12 protein-coding genes are annotated in these 18,373 nt (G+C 63.3%); 10 read left to right on the forward strand and 2 right to left on the reverse strand.

Going from position 1 to position 18,373, the window contains the following annotated elements; genetic code table 11:
• The first annotated feature begins 176 nt into the window (after positions 1-176).
• Positions 177-2,609, forward strand: a complete 2,433-nt coding sequence (locus SMD27_RS05865) for a sensor histidine kinase (RefSeq protein WP_320507383.1) — start codon at positions 177-179, stop codon at positions 2,607-2,609.
• A gap of 26 nt (positions 2,610-2,635) precedes the next feature.
• Here the strand turns inward: SMD27_RS05865 and SMD27_RS05870 are convergent, their stop codons facing one another.
• Complete coding sequence (locus tag SMD27_RS05870) at positions 2,636-3,652, reverse strand: NAD(P)/FAD-dependent oxidoreductase (RefSeq protein WP_320507384.1); 1,017 nt, start codon at positions 3,650-3,652, stop codon at positions 2,636-2,638.
• 208 nt (positions 3,653-3,860) lie between these two features.
• Between SMD27_RS05870 and tsaE the strand changes: the two genes are divergently transcribed.
• The 9 genes from tsaE (at position 3,861) to SMD27_RS05915 (ending at position 16,978) form a co-directional block, all read left to right on the forward strand.
• Complete coding sequence (gene tsaE, locus SMD27_RS05875; protein WP_320507385.1) at positions 3,861-4,373, forward strand: tRNA (adenosine(37)-N6)-threonylcarbamoyltransferase complex ATPase subunit type 1 TsaE; 513 nt, start codon at positions 3,861-3,863, stop codon at positions 4,371-4,373.
• Positions 4,370-5,389, forward strand: coding sequence for an aminoglycoside phosphotransferase family protein (locus SMD27_RS05880; RefSeq protein WP_320507386.1), 1,020 nt, complete (start codon positions 4,370-4,372; stop codon positions 5,387-5,389). Before tsaE ends, SMD27_RS05880 begins: the two co-directional genes overlap by 4 nt.
• A gap of 44 nt (positions 5,390-5,433) precedes the next feature.
• Positions 5,434-6,204: a nucleotidyltransferase family protein gene (locus tag SMD27_RS05885; protein ID WP_320507387.1), complete on the forward strand. Its 771-nt coding sequence runs from the start codon at positions 5,434-5,436 to the stop codon at positions 6,202-6,204.
• A gap of 86 nt (positions 6,205-6,290) precedes the next feature.
• Positions 6,291-9,443 (forward strand): double-strand break repair protein AddB, encoded by a 3,153-nt coding sequence (addB, locus tag SMD27_RS05890; protein ID WP_320507388.1) that lies wholly within the window; start codon positions 6,291-6,293, stop codon positions 9,441-9,443.
• Entirely contained in the window at positions 9,440-12,940 is a 3,501-nt protein-coding gene (addA, locus tag SMD27_RS05895; RefSeq protein WP_320507389.1) for a double-strand break repair helicase AddA, read from the forward strand. Before addB ends, addA begins: the two co-directional genes overlap by 4 nt.
• Before the next feature lie 133 nt (positions 12,941-13,073).
• Complete coding sequence (gene trxA / locus SMD27_RS05900; RefSeq protein ID WP_320507390.1) at positions 13,074-13,397, forward strand: thioredoxin TrxA; 324 nt, start codon at positions 13,074-13,076, stop codon at positions 13,395-13,397.
• Between the two features lie 228 nt (positions 13,398-13,625).
• On the forward strand, positions 13,626-14,243 hold the full coding sequence (locus SMD27_RS05905; protein WP_320507391.1) for a DUF5343 domain-containing protein: 618 nt from the start codon (positions 13,626-13,628) through the stop codon (positions 14,241-14,243).
• On the forward strand, positions 14,240-14,806 hold the full coding sequence (locus SMD27_RS05910) for a Swt1 family HEPN domain-containing protein (RefSeq protein WP_320507392.1): 567 nt from the start codon (positions 14,240-14,242) through the stop codon (positions 14,804-14,806). The genes SMD27_RS05905 and SMD27_RS05910 overlap by 4 nt, the downstream gene beginning before the upstream one ends.
• 669 nt (positions 14,807-15,475) lie before the next feature.
• Entirely contained in the window at positions 15,476-16,978 is a 1,503-nt protein-coding gene (locus tag SMD27_RS05915; protein WP_320507393.1) for a mechanosensitive ion channel family protein, read from the forward strand.
• A 34-nt stretch (positions 16,979-17,012) separates the two neighbouring features.
• On the opposite strand, the gene SMD27_RS05920 is transcribed toward SMD27_RS05915, so the two are convergent.
• Positions 17,013-18,326 carry a bifunctional folylpolyglutamate synthase/dihydrofolate synthase gene (locus tag SMD27_RS05920; protein WP_320507394.1) on the reverse strand — a complete coding sequence of 438 codons (1,314 nt, stop codon included), beginning with the start codon at positions 18,324-18,326 and terminating at the stop codon, positions 17,013-17,015.
• Positions 18,327-18,373: the final 47 nt, after the last annotated feature.

Genomic DNA, 18,373 nt, shown 5'->3' on the forward strand with positions numbered 1-18,373 from the left:
AGCCCGGACCCGCCAAAGCCGGTCTCCGTTATTCACGCTTCTGGCGGCAGCCTCGGCCGGCCTTCCGCCAATCCTGCGCAGGCGCGCGCAAAGCCGAGCGTGCGAGATCGGTTGCAACCTGCTACAGTCACGCCGCAATGGTTGTATCGCCCTGCCGAGTCGCCCTGACGACCACCGTGACCCGGACCGTGCTTCTCGCCGGTGCCCTTTGGGCTTGGCCGCTGGCCGCTAACGCGCAGACTGCCCCTCTCCAGCAACCCCTCGCTTTGTCCCGGGATATCGCTGAACTGCTGGTCGGCACCCTGCTTTTGGGGATGGTCACCGGCGCCGTGCTGGTCGGCATGTGGTTCTCACGCCGCCAGGCGCGCCGCTTGCGCGATCTGGTGCATGAAAAGAAAATGGCCGACCAGTCGCTGACCCTGGCGCAATTGCGCCTGGACCAGATGCCGACCGGGCGCATTGACTGGTGGGAGACCGGCCGTCTCACTCTCGACCGCCCGGCCCGTGACCTCCTGAGCTTGGATCGCAGCGAGATCGAAGCCGCGGATTTTCTCGACTTGATCGGGATCGAAGACCGGCCGGCTTTGGAAAAGGCGATGATGGATCTCGCCAGCGCCTTTCCGGTCGACCTGGTCCTCCGCCGGGCCGATAACCAGGCTTGGCTGCGCCTGCGCGGCAAGCGGCTCGGGCCCGGCTGGGCGCTCTGGATCGACGAAGTGACCGCGCTGGCAACCGATCAGGCCAAGGAGCGCCGCTTGGCGGAGGGGCTGGCGGAGGCGCTGAATCAGCTGCCCTATCCGGTGTGGCGACGGGATGCTCAGCTCGGCATTACCTATTGCAATCGTGCTTTCGCCCAATTGCTCGACGTGCCGGATGGCGATTCCTTGCCGCCGGGACGCGAAGTCAATGCCGGCGCCCGGGCTCTGGCGCGCCGCGCACAGAAACTGGCGGTGGCGCAGGCGGAAAGCCAACAGCTCGTGGTCGGGGGACAGCGCCGGCTGTTCGACTTCAGTGAAATTCCCCTGCCGGATGGCAGCCTGGTCGGCTTCGCGCTCGACCAGACGTCGCTTGAGGACAGCCACGCGGAACTATCGCGTCACCTCGCCGCCCACGACGACGTGCTGCAGAGCCTCGGCACCGGCATCGTGATTTTCGGCCCTGATAGCCGGGTTAAATTCTTCAATGCCGCCTATCTTGAACAGTTCGGCCTCGATGCGCATTTCCTCCGTGGCGAGCCGACCATTGAGGAAGTGCTGGAAGCATTGCGCGAGCGCCGGCGGCTGGCGGAGCAGGCCGATTTTCGCTCCTTCAAGCGCGAATTCGCCCGCCACCTGATGACGGCCATCGCGCCGCTTGAGGAACTGATCCACACACCGGACGGCGCCACCTTCCGCATGGTGGCGAGCCCGCATCCTTTGGGCGGCGTCATCCTGACCTTCGAGGACGTGACCGACGAATTGGCCCTGGAAGCCAATTACAATACGCTGATCGAAGTGCAAAAGGAGACGCTCGACCATCTGCATGAAGGTATCGCGGTCTATGGCGAGGATGGCCGGCTGAAACTGCACAATCCGGCTTTTGCGCGGATGTGGCGGCTCACCGATGAAGTGCTGGCCAATCAACCGCATGTCTCGAAGATTCTCGATCAGGTGGTCGGTTTCTTCCCGGCGCGCAACGATTGGCGCGATATGCGCCAGCGCATTATCGGCGCGATTGCCGACCGGGATCTGCGCAACCTGCGGATCGAGCGCAACGATAATCGCATCATCGATATCGCCTCGATTCCGCTGCCCGATGGCGGCAAGCTCTACAAATACACGGATGTCACCGACAGCATCAACATGGAGCGGGCGCTGATGGAGCGCAACGAAGCGTTGGTGGCCGCCGATCGCCTGAAGTCGGAATTCATTGCCAATGTCTCGTATGAATTCCGCACGCCGCTCAACGTCATCATCGGCTATGCGGAATTGCTGGCGCGGCAATATTTCGGCAGCCTCAATCCCCGCCAGCTCGATTACAGCAACAGCATCCTCGACGCCGCCCAAGGCCTGCTGCTGCTGATCAGCGACGTGATCGATGTGGCGGCGATCGAGGCCGGCTATATCCGCCTGGAACGCCGCGAGATCGACGTGCTGGCGTTGGTCGATTCGATCCAGCGCCTGTTCCAACAGCGCGTACGCAGCCGCGATCTGGAATTGCGCATCGATTGCGAAATGGAGATCGGTAGCGTCTTTGCCGACGAACAGCGGCTGAAGCAGGCACTCAGCAATCTCATCAGCAATGCCATTGCGGTGGCGCCCTTCGGAACAGCCGTCGTGGTCGCCGCCCATCGCGACACCGCGAATCTCTATCTCAGCGTCGCGCTCTCCGGTCTAACCGACGGGGTCGGCGATATCCCTTACGGCAGCGAGCCGGTGCAGCCCCATGTGGTGGATTCAAGCAGTGTCGGTCGCAGCGCGACCGGCGGCCTCGGCATTGCCTTGGTGAAGACCCTGATCGGCCTGCATGGCGGCGGCATCGAAACCGATATCGGCCCCGGCTACCGCCGCGTCACCTGCGTCATCCCGCTGAATGCCGCCGCCACCGAAATGGTATCCAGCACCACCTGAACGCAGGCTTTAGACAGTCCGGCGGGTCACGCCGCCGGCACGCCTTGCGTCGTCGAATATTCGAAATGCAGCACTTCGCCCGGATGCACCAGGGGATGGATGGCATGGGCCGCCATCGCCGCTTCCGAGAAGCCGCAAAGGATGAGCTTCAGTTTGCCGGGATAGGTGGCGATATCGCCGACGGCGAAAATGCCCGGCGTGCTGGTGGCGCAATCCATCGGCGTCACTGCGATGTGATTCCGATCTAGATTAAGACCCCATTGTGCGATCGGCCCCAGATTCATCGCCAGGCCGAAGAACGGCAACAGCACATCGGCCTCGAGCCGCCGCACCTCGCCTTCCAAAGTCGCGACATTGACCGCGGTCAATTGGCCGTCCTGGCCTTCGAGGCTGTGCAGTTGATACGGGGTGACCAGGTCGATCCCGCCGCTCTTCGATAATTGTTCGAGGCGTGCGGCGCTTTCCGGCGCGGCGCGGAATTTCGGCCGGCGATGCACCACCTGGATGCTGGCGGCGACGCCGTGCAAGGCCAGGGCCCAGTCAACGGCGGAATCGCCGCCGCCCGCGATGACGACGCGTTTGCCGCGGAAATCTTCCTTGCGCTTCACCAGATAGAAGACGCTCTTGCCTTCATACTGCTCGAGACCCTCCATCGGCGGCCGATTGGGGCCAAAAGCGCCGACACCGGCGGCGACGATGACGGCGCGGGCATCGATCCGGGTGCCTTTATTGGTCTCCAGAAGCCAGCGCTCGCCATTGGCGGTCAGCTTTTCCACCTGCTCGCCGAGGTGATAGACCGGCTTGAAGGGAGCTGCTTGGGCTTCCAGCTTCTGCACCAGATCGGCGGCATCGATCGCCGGATAGCCGGGAATGTCGTAGATCGGCTTTTCAGGATAGAGCGCGGCGCATTGGCCGCCGGTGCTTTCCAGGGCGTCGATCACATGGCATTGCATCTTCAGCATGCCGCATTCGAAAACCGCGAACAGGCCGACCGGCCCGGCACCGATGACCGCAACATCGGTCTGGTGAATCTGTCCCGACATATCCGTGCGTAATCCTTCTCTCATACCGTCACTTGCGGCGGCATCCTGCCGTGGTGGTCCCGGCAAATCAATCGCCGATCATCCTTGGAACGTCTAAAACCATATAGCGCAGCAGGGATTTACGCCTAGCCGGCAAGGGCCCGCTCCGGCGGGCCATCCGGGCCGGGCCGATTGATCTTGCGCCGGGCGACCGGTAAAAGCTGCTGGCATGGAGCCGGCCAAGGATATCTCCGTTCTATTTGCGCGCACGCTGCCGGATGAGGCGGCGACCGCTGCGCTTGCCCAGGATCTGGCGTCCTTCCTGCGCCCTGGCGATGTGCTGGCCCTCTGGGGCGATCTCGGCGCCGGCAAGACCAGCTTCGCCCGGGCGCTGATCACCCGCCTCTCGGCCGAGGCGGAGGATGTGCCGAGCCCGACCTTCACCCTCGTCCAGACCTATCCGGGGCAGGTTGGGGAGACGAACGAGCCGGTGGAACTATGGCATTTCGATCTCTATCGCCTGACCGCGCCGGAACAGGCCTATGACCTGGCGATTGAAGAGGCGTTCCAGGACGGGATCTCGCTGATCGAATGGCCGGTGCGGCTCGGCTATCTGCTGCCGGCGAAGCGGCTCGATCTCAATTTGACTTTGACGGAAAAGGCCGGACAGCGACGGGCGGAAATCGCCGGCAATGAAGTTTGGCATCGCCGGTTGGCGCCGCTGATGACAGGGGAGGCATGATGACCAACGGGATCGATCGCGTCGCACGTGAAGCGGCGATCGTCGGCTTTCTGGCAGATCATGGCTGGGACAAGGCGGAGCGGCGGTTGCTGGCAGGCGACGCCTCCTTCCGGCGCTATGATCGCCTCACCGATGCCGCCGGCAATCGCGCCGTGCTGATGGATGCGCCGCCGCCGATGGAGGATGTGCGTCCCTTCATTGCCATCGACCGCCTGCTCTACGATCTCGGCCTCAGCGCGCCCCGCATCATGGGCGAAGATGCGGCGAACGGCCTGCTGCTGCTGGAAGATTTCGGCGACGACACCTATACGCGCTTGCTGGCACGCGGCCATGACGAGACCGCGCTCTATGAATTGGCGACCGATGCGCTGATTGCGCTCCATCAACGCCTGCCGCAGGCGGCGCTGGCTGGCTTGCGCAAATTCGATCTCGACAGCGCCTTGCGTCAGGTTTCGCTGTTGCTCGACTGGTATTGGCCGGAACTGCATGGTGCGCCGCCGCCGGCTGAGATGCGCGCCGAATTCGAAGCGGCCTGGCGGCAGGTTCTGCCGCTCTGGCACCGTCTTCCCGACACGATCGTGCTGTTCGATTTCCACATCGATAATCTGCTGCTGCTGCCGGGCCGCGCCGGTGTTCAGGCCTGCGGCTTGCTTGATTTCCAGGACGCCCTGTCAGGCCCGCTGGCTTTCGATCTCGTCTCCTTGCTGGAGGATGTGCGCCGCAATGTGCCGATGCCGCTGATGCGGGCGATGATCGAGCGTTATCTTGCTGCCAATCCGCAGTTGGGGCGTGACGATTTCATGACCGTCTATGCGGTCAGCGGGGCGCAGCGCAACACGCGCATCGCCGGCACTTTCACCAGGCTCTTGCGGCGCGATGGCAAGGCGGGCTATCAGCGTTACATGCCGCGCGTTTGGGAATTGATTGCGCATGACATTTCGCATCCGGCTCTGGCGCCGGTTGCCGCTTGGTATGCAAAACACCTCCCGCCACATGACCGTAAGGTCTTCGCCTGAACCGATGCGACCGCCGAAGCCTTGCCGCTATACAGGATGAGATTGTGACCGCAACGACAGCTTCCCTCACGCCCTCCTCGCAGATGTCGAACCTGACCGTGCCGAAAACGGCCATGGTGCTGGCGGCGGGTTTTGGCAAAAGATTGCGGCCGCTGACCGAGACGACGCCGAAGCCGATGGTGCGGGTGCTGGGCCGGCCGATGATCGATGTGGTGTTGGATCGTCTCGAAGCGGTCGGCGTCGAGCGCGCGGTCGTCAATCTGCATCATCTCGGCCATGTGATCCGCGATCATCTGAAGACGCGCAAATCGCTGGAAATCATTTTCTCCGAGGAAGAGGAAATTCTCGAAACCGGCGGCGGCATCGTCAAGGCTCTGCCGCTGCTGGGTGATGAGCCCTTCTTCACCGTCAATGCCAAGATCATCTGGCTCAATGGCAAGACCGATGCCTTGTTGCGCATGGCCCAGCAATGGGATCCGGCGAAGATGGATGCGCTCCTGCTGTTGCAGCCGACCGTCACCGCCGTCGGCTATGGCGGGCAGGGCGACTTCCTGATGGACCAGACCGGCCGCATCCGCCGTCGCCCGGGCTGGCAGGTGGCGCCGTTCCTTTATGCCGGCATCCAGATCTGCCATCCGCGCCTGTTCCGCGATCCGCCGGCCGGCGCCTTCTCGACCAATGTCGTCTGGGACCGCGCCATCGAGGAGGAGCGGCTGTACGGCCTCCGCCATGACGGCGAATGGTATCATGTCAGCACGCCGGCCCAGCTCGAGGAGGTCGAACGCCATCTCGGCTATCACGGTATCCGTTTCTAGGCAGCCTTTTCCTTCCAAGCGAGTATGCGATTTCGCTTGAACCGATTTCGCTTGAACTGGGGCGGGGCTCGCGCAGTATCGGAGCAATGACCGATACGTCGATCCGCGAGTCGCCCCCGCGCGTCTTCAATATTCCGACAGGTATCGCTTTCGTCGATGCCCTGGCGGCGGGATTGCTGCGGCAAGCCGGCGGCGATCCGCTGCGACTCGCGGCGATGACCGTGCTGCTGCCGAACCGGCGCGCCTGCCGGGCGCTGCAGGAGGCCTTTTTGCGGCAGGCGCAGTTGGGGCCGGATCGCGAGCGGACCGCGAGCGCTTTGCTGCTGCCGCGTCTGCAGCCGATCGGCGATGTCGATGAAGACGATCTCGCGGTACTGGCGGGCGGTGCCCTGGATCTGCCGCCGGCCATCGATCCCTTGCGGCGGCAATTGCTGCTGGCGCGACTCGTCATGGCCGGCCGGCCGCGCTTCCAGCCGGATAGTGAACCCTTGCGCTGGCAGGATGCCGTGCGTCTCGCCGCCGATCTCGGACGCTTGCTGGATCAGGTGGAAACCGAAGGCTGCGATCTCGCCGATCTCGACAAATTGGTGACCGGCGACCTCGCCCGGCACTGGCAATTGACGGTCAATTTCCTCGATATCCTGCGCGATGCCTGGCCGGCGATCCTGCGCGATGAAGGCGCCATCGATGCGGCACAGCGCCGCAACCTGCTGCTCCGGCGCCAGCGCGACCTGTGGCTGCGCCAGCCGCCCGCCGGGCCGGTGATCGCCGCCGGCTCGACCGGCTCAATCCCGGCCAGCGCCGATCTCATCGCGACGATCGCCCGGTTGCCGCAAGGCTGCGTGGTGCTGCCGGGTTTGGACCGCAGCGTCGATGACGCCGTCTGGGCAAAGATCACCGAGGATCCCAGCCATCCGCAATTCGGCCTCGCTTTGCTGCTGAAGCATATCGGTATCGAACGGAACCAGGTCGATGACTGGTCGGATGTCACCGCGACCGATGTCACCGCGACCGATGTCACCGCGACCGATGTCACTGCGACAGGTGTGACCGCGGCCGATGCGGCAAAGGAAACGCGGCGCAGGTTGATCGCCCAGGCGCTGATGCCGGCCGATTGCACCGACCGCTGGTCGACGGCCGCGGAGCTGCTGGACGTGGCCGAGGCAACAGCAGCCTGGGCCCCGGTGCATCGCATCGATTGCCACAGCCGCCAGGAAGAAGCCGGCGTCATCGCCCTCATCCTGCGTCACCATGTGGAAACGCCGGGCGCGCAGCGTGCCGCCTTGGTAACACCGGACCGACAGCTTGCCGCCCAGGTGACGGCGGAATTGCGCCGCTGGAATATCGTCATCGACGATTCCGCCGGCCGTGCGCTCAACCTGACGCCGCCCGGCGCTTTCCTGCTCTTGTTGGCGGAAGCCGCCGCGACGGATTGGGCGCCGGTGCCGCTGCTCGCTTTGCTGAAACATCCTTTGGCGAAAGCGGGCCTCGAGACGAGTGCCTTCCGCGCGCTCGTGCGCGATCTCGAAAAAGCCGTGCTGCGCGGCCCTCGCCCGGCCCCCGGTTGGGCGGGGCTGCGATCGGCTGTCGCAAGTGCCGTCAGCGGCGGTGGTCTGCGCGCCGGCATGGCGGACCGCTTGACCGCCTTGCTGGATAATCTCGAACAGCGTCTGGCTGCGCTGGCTGATTGGCAGGCGCAGCATGATCTCGCGACGCGTCTGGCGGCCCATCTCGCCGCTGCGGAAGCCCTGGCGGCCGGTGGGAGCGATCAAGCGCGCCAAAGCGGCGCCGATCATCTCTGGCGCGGCGAGGCTGGTGAGGCGCTGGCGGATTTCGTGCACCGCCTGGGCGAAGCGGCGAGCGGCCAGCCGGCCCTCTCGGCTTTGGACTATGCAGCATTGCTGGCGGAGATGATGCGCAGCATCGAGGTGCGGCCGCGTTACGGCGCCCATCCGCGCCTCTTCATCTGGGGTCCGCTGGAAGCGCGCTTGCAGCAGGTGGAGCTGATGATCCTCGGCGGCCTCAATGACGGCACCTGGCCCGCCGATCCCACCATCGATCCCTGGCTCAACCGGCCGATGCGACAGGCTTTCGGCCTGCCGCAGCCGGAACGCCGCATCGGTCTCTCGGCGCATGATTTCCAACAGGCCTTGGGCGCGCCGCAGGTCTATCTCACCCGGGCGCTCCGCGTCGAAGGGACACCCACCGTCCCCTCGCGCTGGCTGCTGCGGCTCGAAGCCTATCTCCGCTGCCTCGGCGTCACGGGGGAAAGTAGCGACGGCGCCGCCTGGACCGCCTGGCAGACGGCGCTGGACCGGCCGGAGAAGGTCCAGCCTTATCCACGGCCGGCGCCGCGTCCCGGCCGGGCGCATCGGCCCAAAGCCCTGTCGGTGACACGCATCGAAACCTGGATGCGCGATCCCTATGCGATCTATGCGCAATACATCCTGCGCCTGCGCGCCCTCGAACCGATCGATGCCGATCCCAGCCTCGCCGATCTCGGCACGGTCATTCATGCGGCCTTGGAGCGCTTCCTGCAGGATTGCCGCGACGGCCTGCCGCCGGATGCTCTTTCGCTTTTGCTGCGTTACGGCGAGGAGGCGTTCGGCGATATCCTGGCGCGACCTGCTGTCTGGGCCTTCTGGTGGCCGCGTTTCCAGCGCATCGCCGCCTGGATCGTACTGCAGGAACAGGCGCGCCGGCCACTGATCGCCGAGAGCTTCACGGAATTACGCGGCGAGTTGCCGATCGTGGAGGTCGATCCGCCATTCACTTTGAGCGCCGTCGCCGATCGCATCGACCGCATGAAAGACGGCAGCCTGGCGATCATCGATTACAAGACCGGCGGCATCCCGACGATGGATGAAATTCATCTCGGCTTTGCGCCGCAATTACCTTTGGAAGCGGCGCTGGCAAAGGCCGGCGCCTTCCAATCCGCCGCCGGTGCATCTTTGCGAGGACCGGTCAGCGAACTGGCCTTCTGGCAATTGAATGGCCGCGATTCGGGCGGCGCGGTGAAGCCGGTCAAGGAAGCCGGCCGCGGCCTGCGCGGCAATGCCGATTACATGGTGCTGGCGCAGCTCGCTTATGACGGCCTGCTGGCCCTGCTGCGTGACTTTTCCGAAGAGGATGCCGCTTATCCGGCGCAGCCGGCGCCCCGTTACGCGCCGCGCTACAGCGATTACGGTCATCTCGCCCGCGTGCTCGAATGGTCGCTGGCGGGCGAGGAGGGCGAATGACGATCGAACGTCCATCCTCGCAGGCTCTGCCGATCGCGCGCGACGCGCAAAGCGCTATCAGGGATGCGTCCCTGGGTCAGCGGCGTGGCGCCGATCCGCTGAAATCCGCCTGGGTGACGGCCTCGGCCGGCTCCGGCAAGACCAAGGTGCTGGGCGACCGCGTGCTGCGGCTCTTGCTCAATGGCACCCGGCCGGAGCGCATCCTCTGCCTCACCTTCACCAAAGCGGCGGCAGCGGAAATGGCCAACCGCATCGCCGAGACCTTGGCGAAATGGGCGGCGATGCCGGCCGCGGACTTGCGCCAGGCTTTGGTCGATCTCACCAGCCAGCGGCCGAGCGCCGAGATGCAGGACGAAGCGCGCCGCCTTTTCAGCCGCGTGCTCGATGCGCCTGGCGGCATGAAGATCGAAACCATTCATGCCTTCTGCCAGTCGCTGTTGCGCCGCTTCCCGCTGGAAGCGGAGATCGCACCGCATTTCGAGCCGATGGAAGAACGCGACGCCACCGAAATGCTGCGCGCCGCCCGCGACGCCATGCTGCTGGCGGCGCGCGAGCAGCGGGAGACGCCGCTCGCTCTGGCGCTCGACCACGTGGTGCGCCTGGGTGAGGACCGGCTCGACAAGATCATGGCGGCCTTCTTGCGGGAACGCGGCCGCCTGATGACTCTACGACGGCGCAGCGGCTCGCTCGACGATGTGGCTTTGGTGCTGGCCCGTCATCTCGATCTGCAGCCGGGCGAAAGCCGCCGCGATATCCTGCTTGCGGCCTGCGATGATGCGCTGTTCGATTGCCAAGGTCTCCGCGCGGCGGTCGCGATCCTGCAACGCGGCAAGACGACCGACGGCAAGCTCGCGGACCGGCTTGCGCCGTGGCTCGCAGCGGAACGCGAGGATCGCTTGTCCGGCTTTGAGGATTATCTGGCGGCCTTCCACGATTCCAAGGGCGCGCCGAAGAACGGCTTCCTCACCAAGGCCCTGGCCAGCGCGCATCCCGATATTGAACGCATGCTCACGGTCGAGCGCGACCGCGTGGCGCGGATCGGCGAGCGTCTCCGCGCGGTCGACATTCTGACCGACACGATGGCGCTGCTGACCCTCGCCAGCGATATGCTTGACCGCTATGAGCGGCGCAAGGCGGCGACAGCGAAACTGGATTTCGACGATCTTATTCTGAAGACCCGCGACCTGCTGCGCCGACCCGGCATCGCGCCCTGGGTGCTGTTCAAGCTGGATGGCGGCCTCGATCACATCCTGATCGACGAGGCGCAGGATACCAATCCGGCGCAATGGCAGGTGATCGAGGCTCTGGCCGGAGAGTTCTTCGTGGGCGAAGGGGCGGTTGAACGCCCGCGCACCGTCTTCGCGGTCGGCGACGTCAAGCAATCGATCTACAGTTTCCAGGGCGCCGATCCGATGGAATTCATCGCCAAGCGGGCGCAGTTCAGCGCACTCGCGGGGCCGGATCGCTTCAATGACGAGATCCTCAACGTCTCCTTCCGCTCGACCGACCAGGTGCTGGATCTGGTGGACCGGGTGTTTGCCGGGCCGGCGGCGCCGGGCGTGGTCTTACCGGGCGAGCCTGCCTTGCGCCACCGCGTCAGCCGCGTCGGCGCCGAAGGCATGGTGACGCTCTGGCCGCGCGCCGTGCCGGTCGATCTCGCCGCGCCCGACCCCTGGTCGCCGCCGCGCATCCGCGACGAAGCGGCCACACCCGTGCCACGCCTTGCCGAAGCAATTGCCGGCGAGATTCAGCGCCTGATCGGCAAGGAGATGTTGCGCGATCGCGGCCGCGTGGTGACGGCCGGCGATATCCTCATTTTGGCGCGCAGCCGCAGCGCGGTGTTCGAAGCGGTGGTGCGGGCGCTGAAGACGCGGGCCATTCCCGTGGCCGGTATCGATCGCATGCATCTGCTCGAACAAATCGCCGTGCTCGACCTCATGGCCTTCGGCGATTTTCTGCTGCTGCCGGACGACGATCTCACTCTGGCGACCCTGCTGAAAAGCCCGCTGGTCGGTCTCGATGAGGATGCGCTGATGGCGCTTTGCCTCGACCGCAAGGGCAGCCTCTGGGCGGCGCTCAGTGCACGCCGTGACGAACGCGCCGATTTCGCCGCCGCGCATCGCCTGCTCGCTGGTTTCCAGGCGCGGGTCGATTACCTTTTGCCCTTCGCACTTTATGGCGAGCTGTTGCAGGCGACCGGCGGGCGCCGACGGCTCTATGGCCGGCTGGGCCCGGAAGCGGCCGATGCTGTGGATGAGTTCATCGCCCTTGCCCAGGATTACGAACGCCACCACACACCCAGCCTGCAAGGCTTCCTGCATTGGCTGCGCACCACCGATGTCGAGGTGAAGCGGGAATTGCAGGACAGCAATGATCAGGTGCGGGTGATGACGGTGCATGGTGCCAAGGGCTTGCAGGCGCCGATCGTCTTCCTGATCGACCAGCAGCGCCGCCGGCCCAATGGGGACGGCTTGTTCTGGGTCTCGATCGGCGGCGCCGAATTGCCGCTCTGGTCGCCCAACCGCCAGGCCGATCATGCGGTCACGGCGGCGGCACGCGAGCAGCGCGCCAATGCGATGATGCTGGAGGAAAACCGTCTGCTTTATGTGGCGCTGACCCGGGCGGAGGATCGCCTCTATGTCTGCGGCACCGGTTCTGGCAGCGTCAGTGCCGCGCCCGGCTGGCACGATTACGTTGCCGGGGCGCTCGCCGACATGCCGGGAGCTGAGAAGCTGGAGATGCCAGGTTTCGAGGGCGAGGGCTGGCAGGGCGAGGGCTGGCGCGTCGCCAGCGCGCAGCTTGCCGCACCGACCCGCGCCAGGCCCGGCGCGGCGCTTGTGACCGGCGCGGATCTGCCCCTGCCGGACTGGGCCGGCACCAGGGCGCCGGATGAACCGGATCCGCCGCAGCCGCTCACCCCCTCACGGCCCAGCGACTCGGAGGAAGCCGCCGAACTGGCGCTGGTCAGCCCGCTGGCGGCCGATCAGGGCTATCGCTTCAAGCGCGGCCGGCTCACCCATCATCTGCTGGAAACCCTGCCCGGGCTGGCCCCTGAGGCACGCGCGGCGGCGGCCTCGGCCTATCTCGCCCGGCCGGTACACGGACTGGATGCCGCCCAGCAGGCGGAGATCGCGGCCGAGGTCCTGGCGGTGCTCACCCATCCCGATTTCGCCGATCTTTTCGCCCCCGGCAGCCAGGCCGAGGTGCCGGTGATCGCCCATTTCGCCGACCGCGACGGCCGCCGGCGAATCCTTGCCGGGCAGATCGACCGGCTGGCGGTGCGTGGGAAGGATTGCCTGATCGTCGATTATAAAAGTAATCGCCCACCACCCATGCAGGCCTCGCATGTCCCAGCCCTGTATCTGCGCCAGATGGCGGCCTACCGGCGTGCTGTCCGAGAAATTTACCCAAGTCAAACAGTACGTTGCTTCCTGCTCTGGAGCGATGGCCCCCGTCTGATGGAGCTTCCTGGCGACATGCTCGATTTGCATGACTGACGCGGCCTGCAATGCGCCGCCTTGACGTTGCCGGGAGCCGTTCATAGATTCCTCACCAGCAACAAGGCGCGCCTATATGGGCACCTGAACCGGCTTGAGGGGATGGGTCGCGCGCAACATAAAGGGATGCTGCATGAGCACGACGACACATATCAGCGACGCCAGCTTCGAAAACGATGTGCTGAAGGCGAGCGGTCCGGTTCTGGTCGATTTCTGGGCCGAATGGTGCGGACCCTGCAAGATGATCGCCCCGGCCTTGGAAGAGCTTGCCCAGCAGCTCGATGGCAAGCTGACCATCGCCAAGATCAATATCGATCATAATCCGCAGACGCCGAAGAAATACGGCGTGCGCGGCATCCCCACCCTGATGCTGTTCAAGGACGGCCAGGTGGCGGCGACCAAGATCGGCAACATGCCGAAGCGCCAATTGGTCGACTGGGTCGAATCGGTCCTCTAAGCCGATTTATACCGAGATCGAAAAACCCCGCCGGTGACGGCGGGGTTTTTGTTTGTGTGGTTCTGTTGCTTCACGGAGCCAGTTTATCAGACCCAGTAGGCACCTAGAGAAGTCCTTCACTAAGGAACGACTGGTGGAGATAAAAAGTGCAATTGATATCATTTGACGAATTTCTAAGGGAGATTAAACTCAAAGATAGCATTGTGAAAACGGGGCTTGGGGGAAGAAATGGCGGCATCGCTTCCATATTTGGCGAGCAACAAAAACGTATCATTGCTCTTCGAAAAGATAGCGGCAGCAAAAGTACCCGAAAAATTCACCCATTCCTTTCTTACTACAACTATTGGCCTTAAAGGCACTAATGACAGAGCTCTTATTCCCCTCCTCCGGAATATGGGTTTTATCGACCAATCTGGCACGCCTATGCCATCGTATAGGCTTCTAAAAGGGCACAATCAGGGTGAAGCACTTGCAGACGGCATGAGACGCGCCTATGGCCCGCTTTTCGATGCAGATCAAAGCGCCCAGAAGCTCTCTTCAGATCGACTTAAAAGTCTCATAGCACAAGTGGCTGGCGTCGATGCTGACGCCACAGCCCGGATAGCTGCTACTTTCAGTGCGCTTTCGAAGCTGGCAGACTTTGAGGCCCAGGCTAACGATGGCGGAACGGAGGACAAAGCGGATACCGACGCAGATTTCGAAGAAGCAAGCCCGACTAATGGACAAAGCAAACCTAAAAATCTCCGTACCGAGTTTCATTACAATTTACAAATTCATCTGCCAACTAATGGCAGTGAAGAAACATACTTGAATATATTCAATGCTATCCGAAAGACATTCCAGTGAGTATTGATGGCACGGCCGCTCTCTTTTTAATGCTCGGTCAAGCGGCGGAAAAAAGTCTAACCAGTGTGGACGATGTAGTCCCCGCCGAATCCCTATTCCTTTCGGTTTCTTACGATTTGGCCCCGTTAGTTCCAGATATGGTTAGGCGATCAACAGAGGCTGCTGAGGCTTATCGGCTATTTTTTGTGTTCGAGAATTATCTTCGCGATTTGATCGTTGATGTCCTTGCCAAAGATGGCCAAGAAAATTGGTGGGACAAGGTGCCGACCGACATTCAATTTGAAGTTACCAAGCTGGAGGAAACAGAGGAAATGAAGGCTTGGATGGCTCTTGGCTCTAGGGACAAATCGGCATTGATGACATTGCCTCAACTGCTGAAGGTGATAGAACAAAACTGGAAAGGTGCATTTGATGAAATTGTCCGCGATAAAAGCCTTGTGCACGAAGCGAGACTAATTGGCCACTTACGAAACACGATTTGCCATATGAGTACAATTTCCAGCGAGGAGCTGGATCGGATCCGGCAAACTATGCGAGATTGGTTCAGAATTGTGGCGCCTTAAGTTCGAATGCTTTGGCTAAGCTCCTTTGAGGGCGCACTCTGCAAGTTCGAAGTCAGCCTCAACCTAAAAACATTCACCGTTTGAAATGGCAGGGTTTCCTTAGCCAGTACAGGCGTCAGTGGTCATTGAGGACTTCGATCCTGTGAGCACGAACATTTTTCGCTAGCGTCACGCGCAATATCTTCTGATGTGCGCGAGCCGCGTATCACCCAATGCTCCGCCAGCACCATCCCGGCGAGATAGAGCGAGCCGCAATGAGGATGTGGCGGGGTTCCGTGTCCTGGATGGGCGAGGATGGATTTCAAAGCGCCGTCGACAGATTCGAAGTCATGCGCCTCGAGGCGGAGTTGCTTCGCGAAGGCGACGCAATCTTCAGCATTGGGACTGGCATGGTCGCGAGGGTAAATGAATGGCTACTCGGCGAGCGAGCGGCCTAAGGTCCTTGGGAGGCGTAACTGAGTCCTTGGTCAGAGCATATAGGATTAGTGGCTCTGAGTCTCGCTGTCGCCACTCACGCACCATGCTGGCAATCACCTGTCCGGCGCCTCTTTATGGGCTCCATCCAGCTACCTCCCAGCCGGACCGGCTACAACAGTTTCTCTCTTCCTCGGCAATCGCCGCCGTGTCACCTTCATTCTCCCGTGCTACGGGTGACTGCGAGGTTGAGAGATGTTGGCGATGATCACCGATCCGCTGCTCGCCACTGCCTTGATTTGCCTGTCCGTTATCGGCTGGCGGTTTATGCCGCCGCGCCCGACCTGGCTTGGACCGGTTTCGACCGCCATCCTCTTTGCGCTGCTGACGGTGATCCTGATCTACAGCGTCGGCTCGCCGCTCGAACCCACGATCCCGCGTTCCTCGCCCGGCATCACGCTGTGGTTCCAGGTGATCCTGGCGGCCTGGTGGCTGCTGGGCGCCAGAACCGTCCTGGTCGTGGCCCGCAGCATCCTGATGACCGGCCGGCACTCGCGCGAAGCGAAACTGGTCAGTGATCTCGTCTCGGGCGGTGTCTATCTCGCCGCCTTGCTGCATGTCATCAATACGATTTTCAACGTGCCGATTGGCGGGCTGGTTGCGACTTCCGGCGTGATCGCCATCGTCCTGGCGCTGGCGCTGCAGAACAGCCTCGCCGATGTCTTCGCCGGTATCGCCGTCGGCATCGAAGGTCCGATCTCGGTTGGCGACCGCGTCTGGATCGAAGGTCCGATCGAGGGCGAGATCGTTGAGATCAACTGGCGCTCCATCCGGATCCGCACCGACAGCAACGACATCGCCATCGTGCCGCATAGCGTCGTTGCCAAGTCGCGCATCATCAATCGAGACCATCCGACAGCGCGCCGCGGCGATTCCCTCCGGATATCCTGCAATGCAAGCGTGATGCCTGATCACGCCATCGATCTCTTGAAACGGGCCGTTCTCCTTTGCCCCATGGTGCTGAAGGAACCCGCGGCCTCGATCGCGCTGGTGCGTATGGGATCGCGGCGCAATGACTATGAAATCTCGTTTTCCGTCGCGTCGAGCGGCCAGCTCTGGGCTGCGCGGAACATGTTGATGAAAGAGGTTTCCCGGCAATTCCACTATGCCGGCATCTGGCCGAAGGAGTGGCCGCGCGCAGCCTCAGGCGGTATGGCCGAGACCGGCGCGCCGGCGCCGACCTCGGCAGCGTTCGATTCCTATCCGCTGGATCGATTGCTGGATGAGATACCGCTGTTTCACGACTTGTCGCGAGATCATCGGCAACAGCTTGCCGGCAAGCTGATCCGTCACGCGCTCGAACCCCAGGACATCGTCTTCGCCCAGGGTGCAACCGAGGCCTCGCTCTTCATCATCGCTTCCGGTGTGCTGGAAGTTACCCGGCAGACGCCGGAGCGGACATATGTCGTCGGGCGCATAGGCTCAGGCGATTATATCGGCGAGATCGGCATGCTGACCGGGTCTCCCCATGCGGCGACGGTGACCGCACTGACGCCCTGTATCGTCTATGAGCTCTGTAAGACAGATATCGCGCCGCTTCTCGCCGAAACACCGGGACTGGTGGCGGCTTTGGAAGCTTCGGCCCGTCGCGGCCAGGAGCTCATCGCCCGCGCTGTTGCCGCCGGTGCCAGCGCCCATGCCGGGCCGCCCGGACAACTGCTCGCTCGTATCCGGTCGTTCTTCAACCTGCCGCATTGAAGGCCGTCGGCGGCCCGGATATCGGATGAGCGCCTCAGCCGTTCTCTGCCAGCACGGTGCCGGCGAGATAGAGCGAACCGCAAATGAGGACGCGGCGCGGTTCGGTGCCGTGGTTGGCGAGGATCGATTTCAACGCGGCATCGACCGATTCAAAGCCGCCGGCTGCGAGGCCGACTTGCTGGGCGAAGCCAACGCAGTCTTCGGCGCTGAGGCTGGCATGGTCGCCGGGGATGGCGACGGCGCTGAGGTCCTCGGCGAGCGGCGCCAGATGCTTCAGGAAGGCCGCCGGTTCCTTGGTGTTGAGCATGCCGAAGATCAGACTCACTTGCTTGCCGTCTTGCGCCTGCCATTCCTTCAGCATGCCGGCGATGATCTGGCCGGCATCCTCGTTATGGCCGCCATCCAGCCAGAGCTCCCAGCCGGGCGGCAATTGCCCGACCAGAGGACCGTGCGTCAGATGCTGCATGCGGGCAGGCCAGACGGCCTCGGTCAGGCCCCTGCCAATCGCCGCCTCGCCGAGATCGAAGCCTTCCAGCCAGCGCGTCGTCGCGACGGCGGTGGCGGCATTGCCGATCTGGTGCTTGCCGACCAGCGCCGGTGTCGGCAGGTCGAAGCCGCCGCGCGCATCCTCATAGCGGAAGCCGCCGGGAATATCGCTGACGGACCATTCCTTGCCGAAGCGCCAGAGCGGCGCGTTCAGACGCGCTGCCGCCTCATCGAACACTTTGGCGGCTTCCGGCGGCTGCTGCGCGACGATGGCGGGACGCCCCTGCTTCATGATGCCGGCCTTCACGGCGGCGATCTTTTCCAGCGTGTCGCCGAGGAACTGCATGTGATCCATCGAGATCGGCATCAGCACGGTGGCGAGCGGCTGGTCGATTACATTGGTGGCGTCGAATTCGCCGCCAAGCCCAGTTTCCAGCAGCAGGATATCCGCCGGCTCGCGGGTAAAGGCGAGGAAGGCGGCGACGGTGGTGATCTCGAAGAAAGTGATCGGCACGCCGCCATTGGCGCGCTCGCATTCCTCCAGCAGCTCGATCAGCGCGGTTTCCTCGATCAGCTTGCCGTTGAGGCGGATGCGCTCATGAAAGCGCACCAGATGCGGCGAGGTATAGACATGCACCCGGTAGCCGGCGCATTCGAGCATGGCGCGGAGATAGGCGATGACCGATCCCTTGCCATTGGTGCCGGCAACATGCACGACCGGCGGCAGGCGCTTCTCCGGATGGCCGACGGCGGCCAGCAGGCGCAGCACGCGGTCCAATTCGAGATCGATGATCTTGGGATGCAGCCGGTTCAGCCGCTCAAGAACGATATCGCTGTTCTGCGAGGAAGACGCCTGGCCCATGGGATCGGCCTCTTTTGCTTGAAAGAAAGCTTATCGGATTGGCGACG

Source organism: Dongia soli (genome assembly GCF_034044715.1).
GTDB lineage: Bacteria > Pseudomonadota > Alphaproteobacteria > Dongiales > Dongiaceae > Dongia_B > Dongia_B soli.

Coding starts and splice junctions, on each gene's coding strand:
- SMD27_RS05870 (WP_320507384.1), bottom strand. CDS start 3,652: ATGTCGGGACAGATTCACCAGACCGATGTTGCGGTCATCGGTGCCGGG.
- tsaE (WP_320507385.1), top strand. CDS start 3,861: ATGGAGCCGGCCAAGGATATCTCCGTTCTATTTGCGCGCACGCTGCCG.
- SMD27_RS05880 (WP_320507386.1), top strand. CDS start 4,370: ATGATGACCAACGGGATCGATCGCGTCGCACGTGAAGCGGCGATCGTC.
- addB (WP_320507388.1), top strand. CDS start 6,291: ATGACCGATACGTCGATCCGCGAGTCGCCCCCGCGCGTCTTCAATATT.
- addA (WP_320507389.1), top strand. CDS start 9,440: ATGACGATCGAACGTCCATCCTCGCAGGCTCTGCCGATCGCGCGCGAC.
- trxA (WP_320507390.1), top strand. CDS start 13,074: ATGAGCACGACGACACATATCAGCGACGCCAGCTTCGAAAACGATGTG.
- SMD27_RS05905 (WP_320507391.1), top strand. CDS start 13,626: ATGGCGGCATCGCTTCCATATTTGGCGAGCAACAAAAACGTATCATTG.
- SMD27_RS05915 (WP_320507393.1), top strand. CDS start 15,476: ATGTTGGCGATGATCACCGATCCGCTGCTCGCCACTGCCTTGATTTGC.
- SMD27_RS05920 (WP_320507394.1), bottom strand. CDS start 18,326: ATGGGCCAGGCGTCTTCCTCGCAGAACAGCGATATCGTTCTTGAGCGG.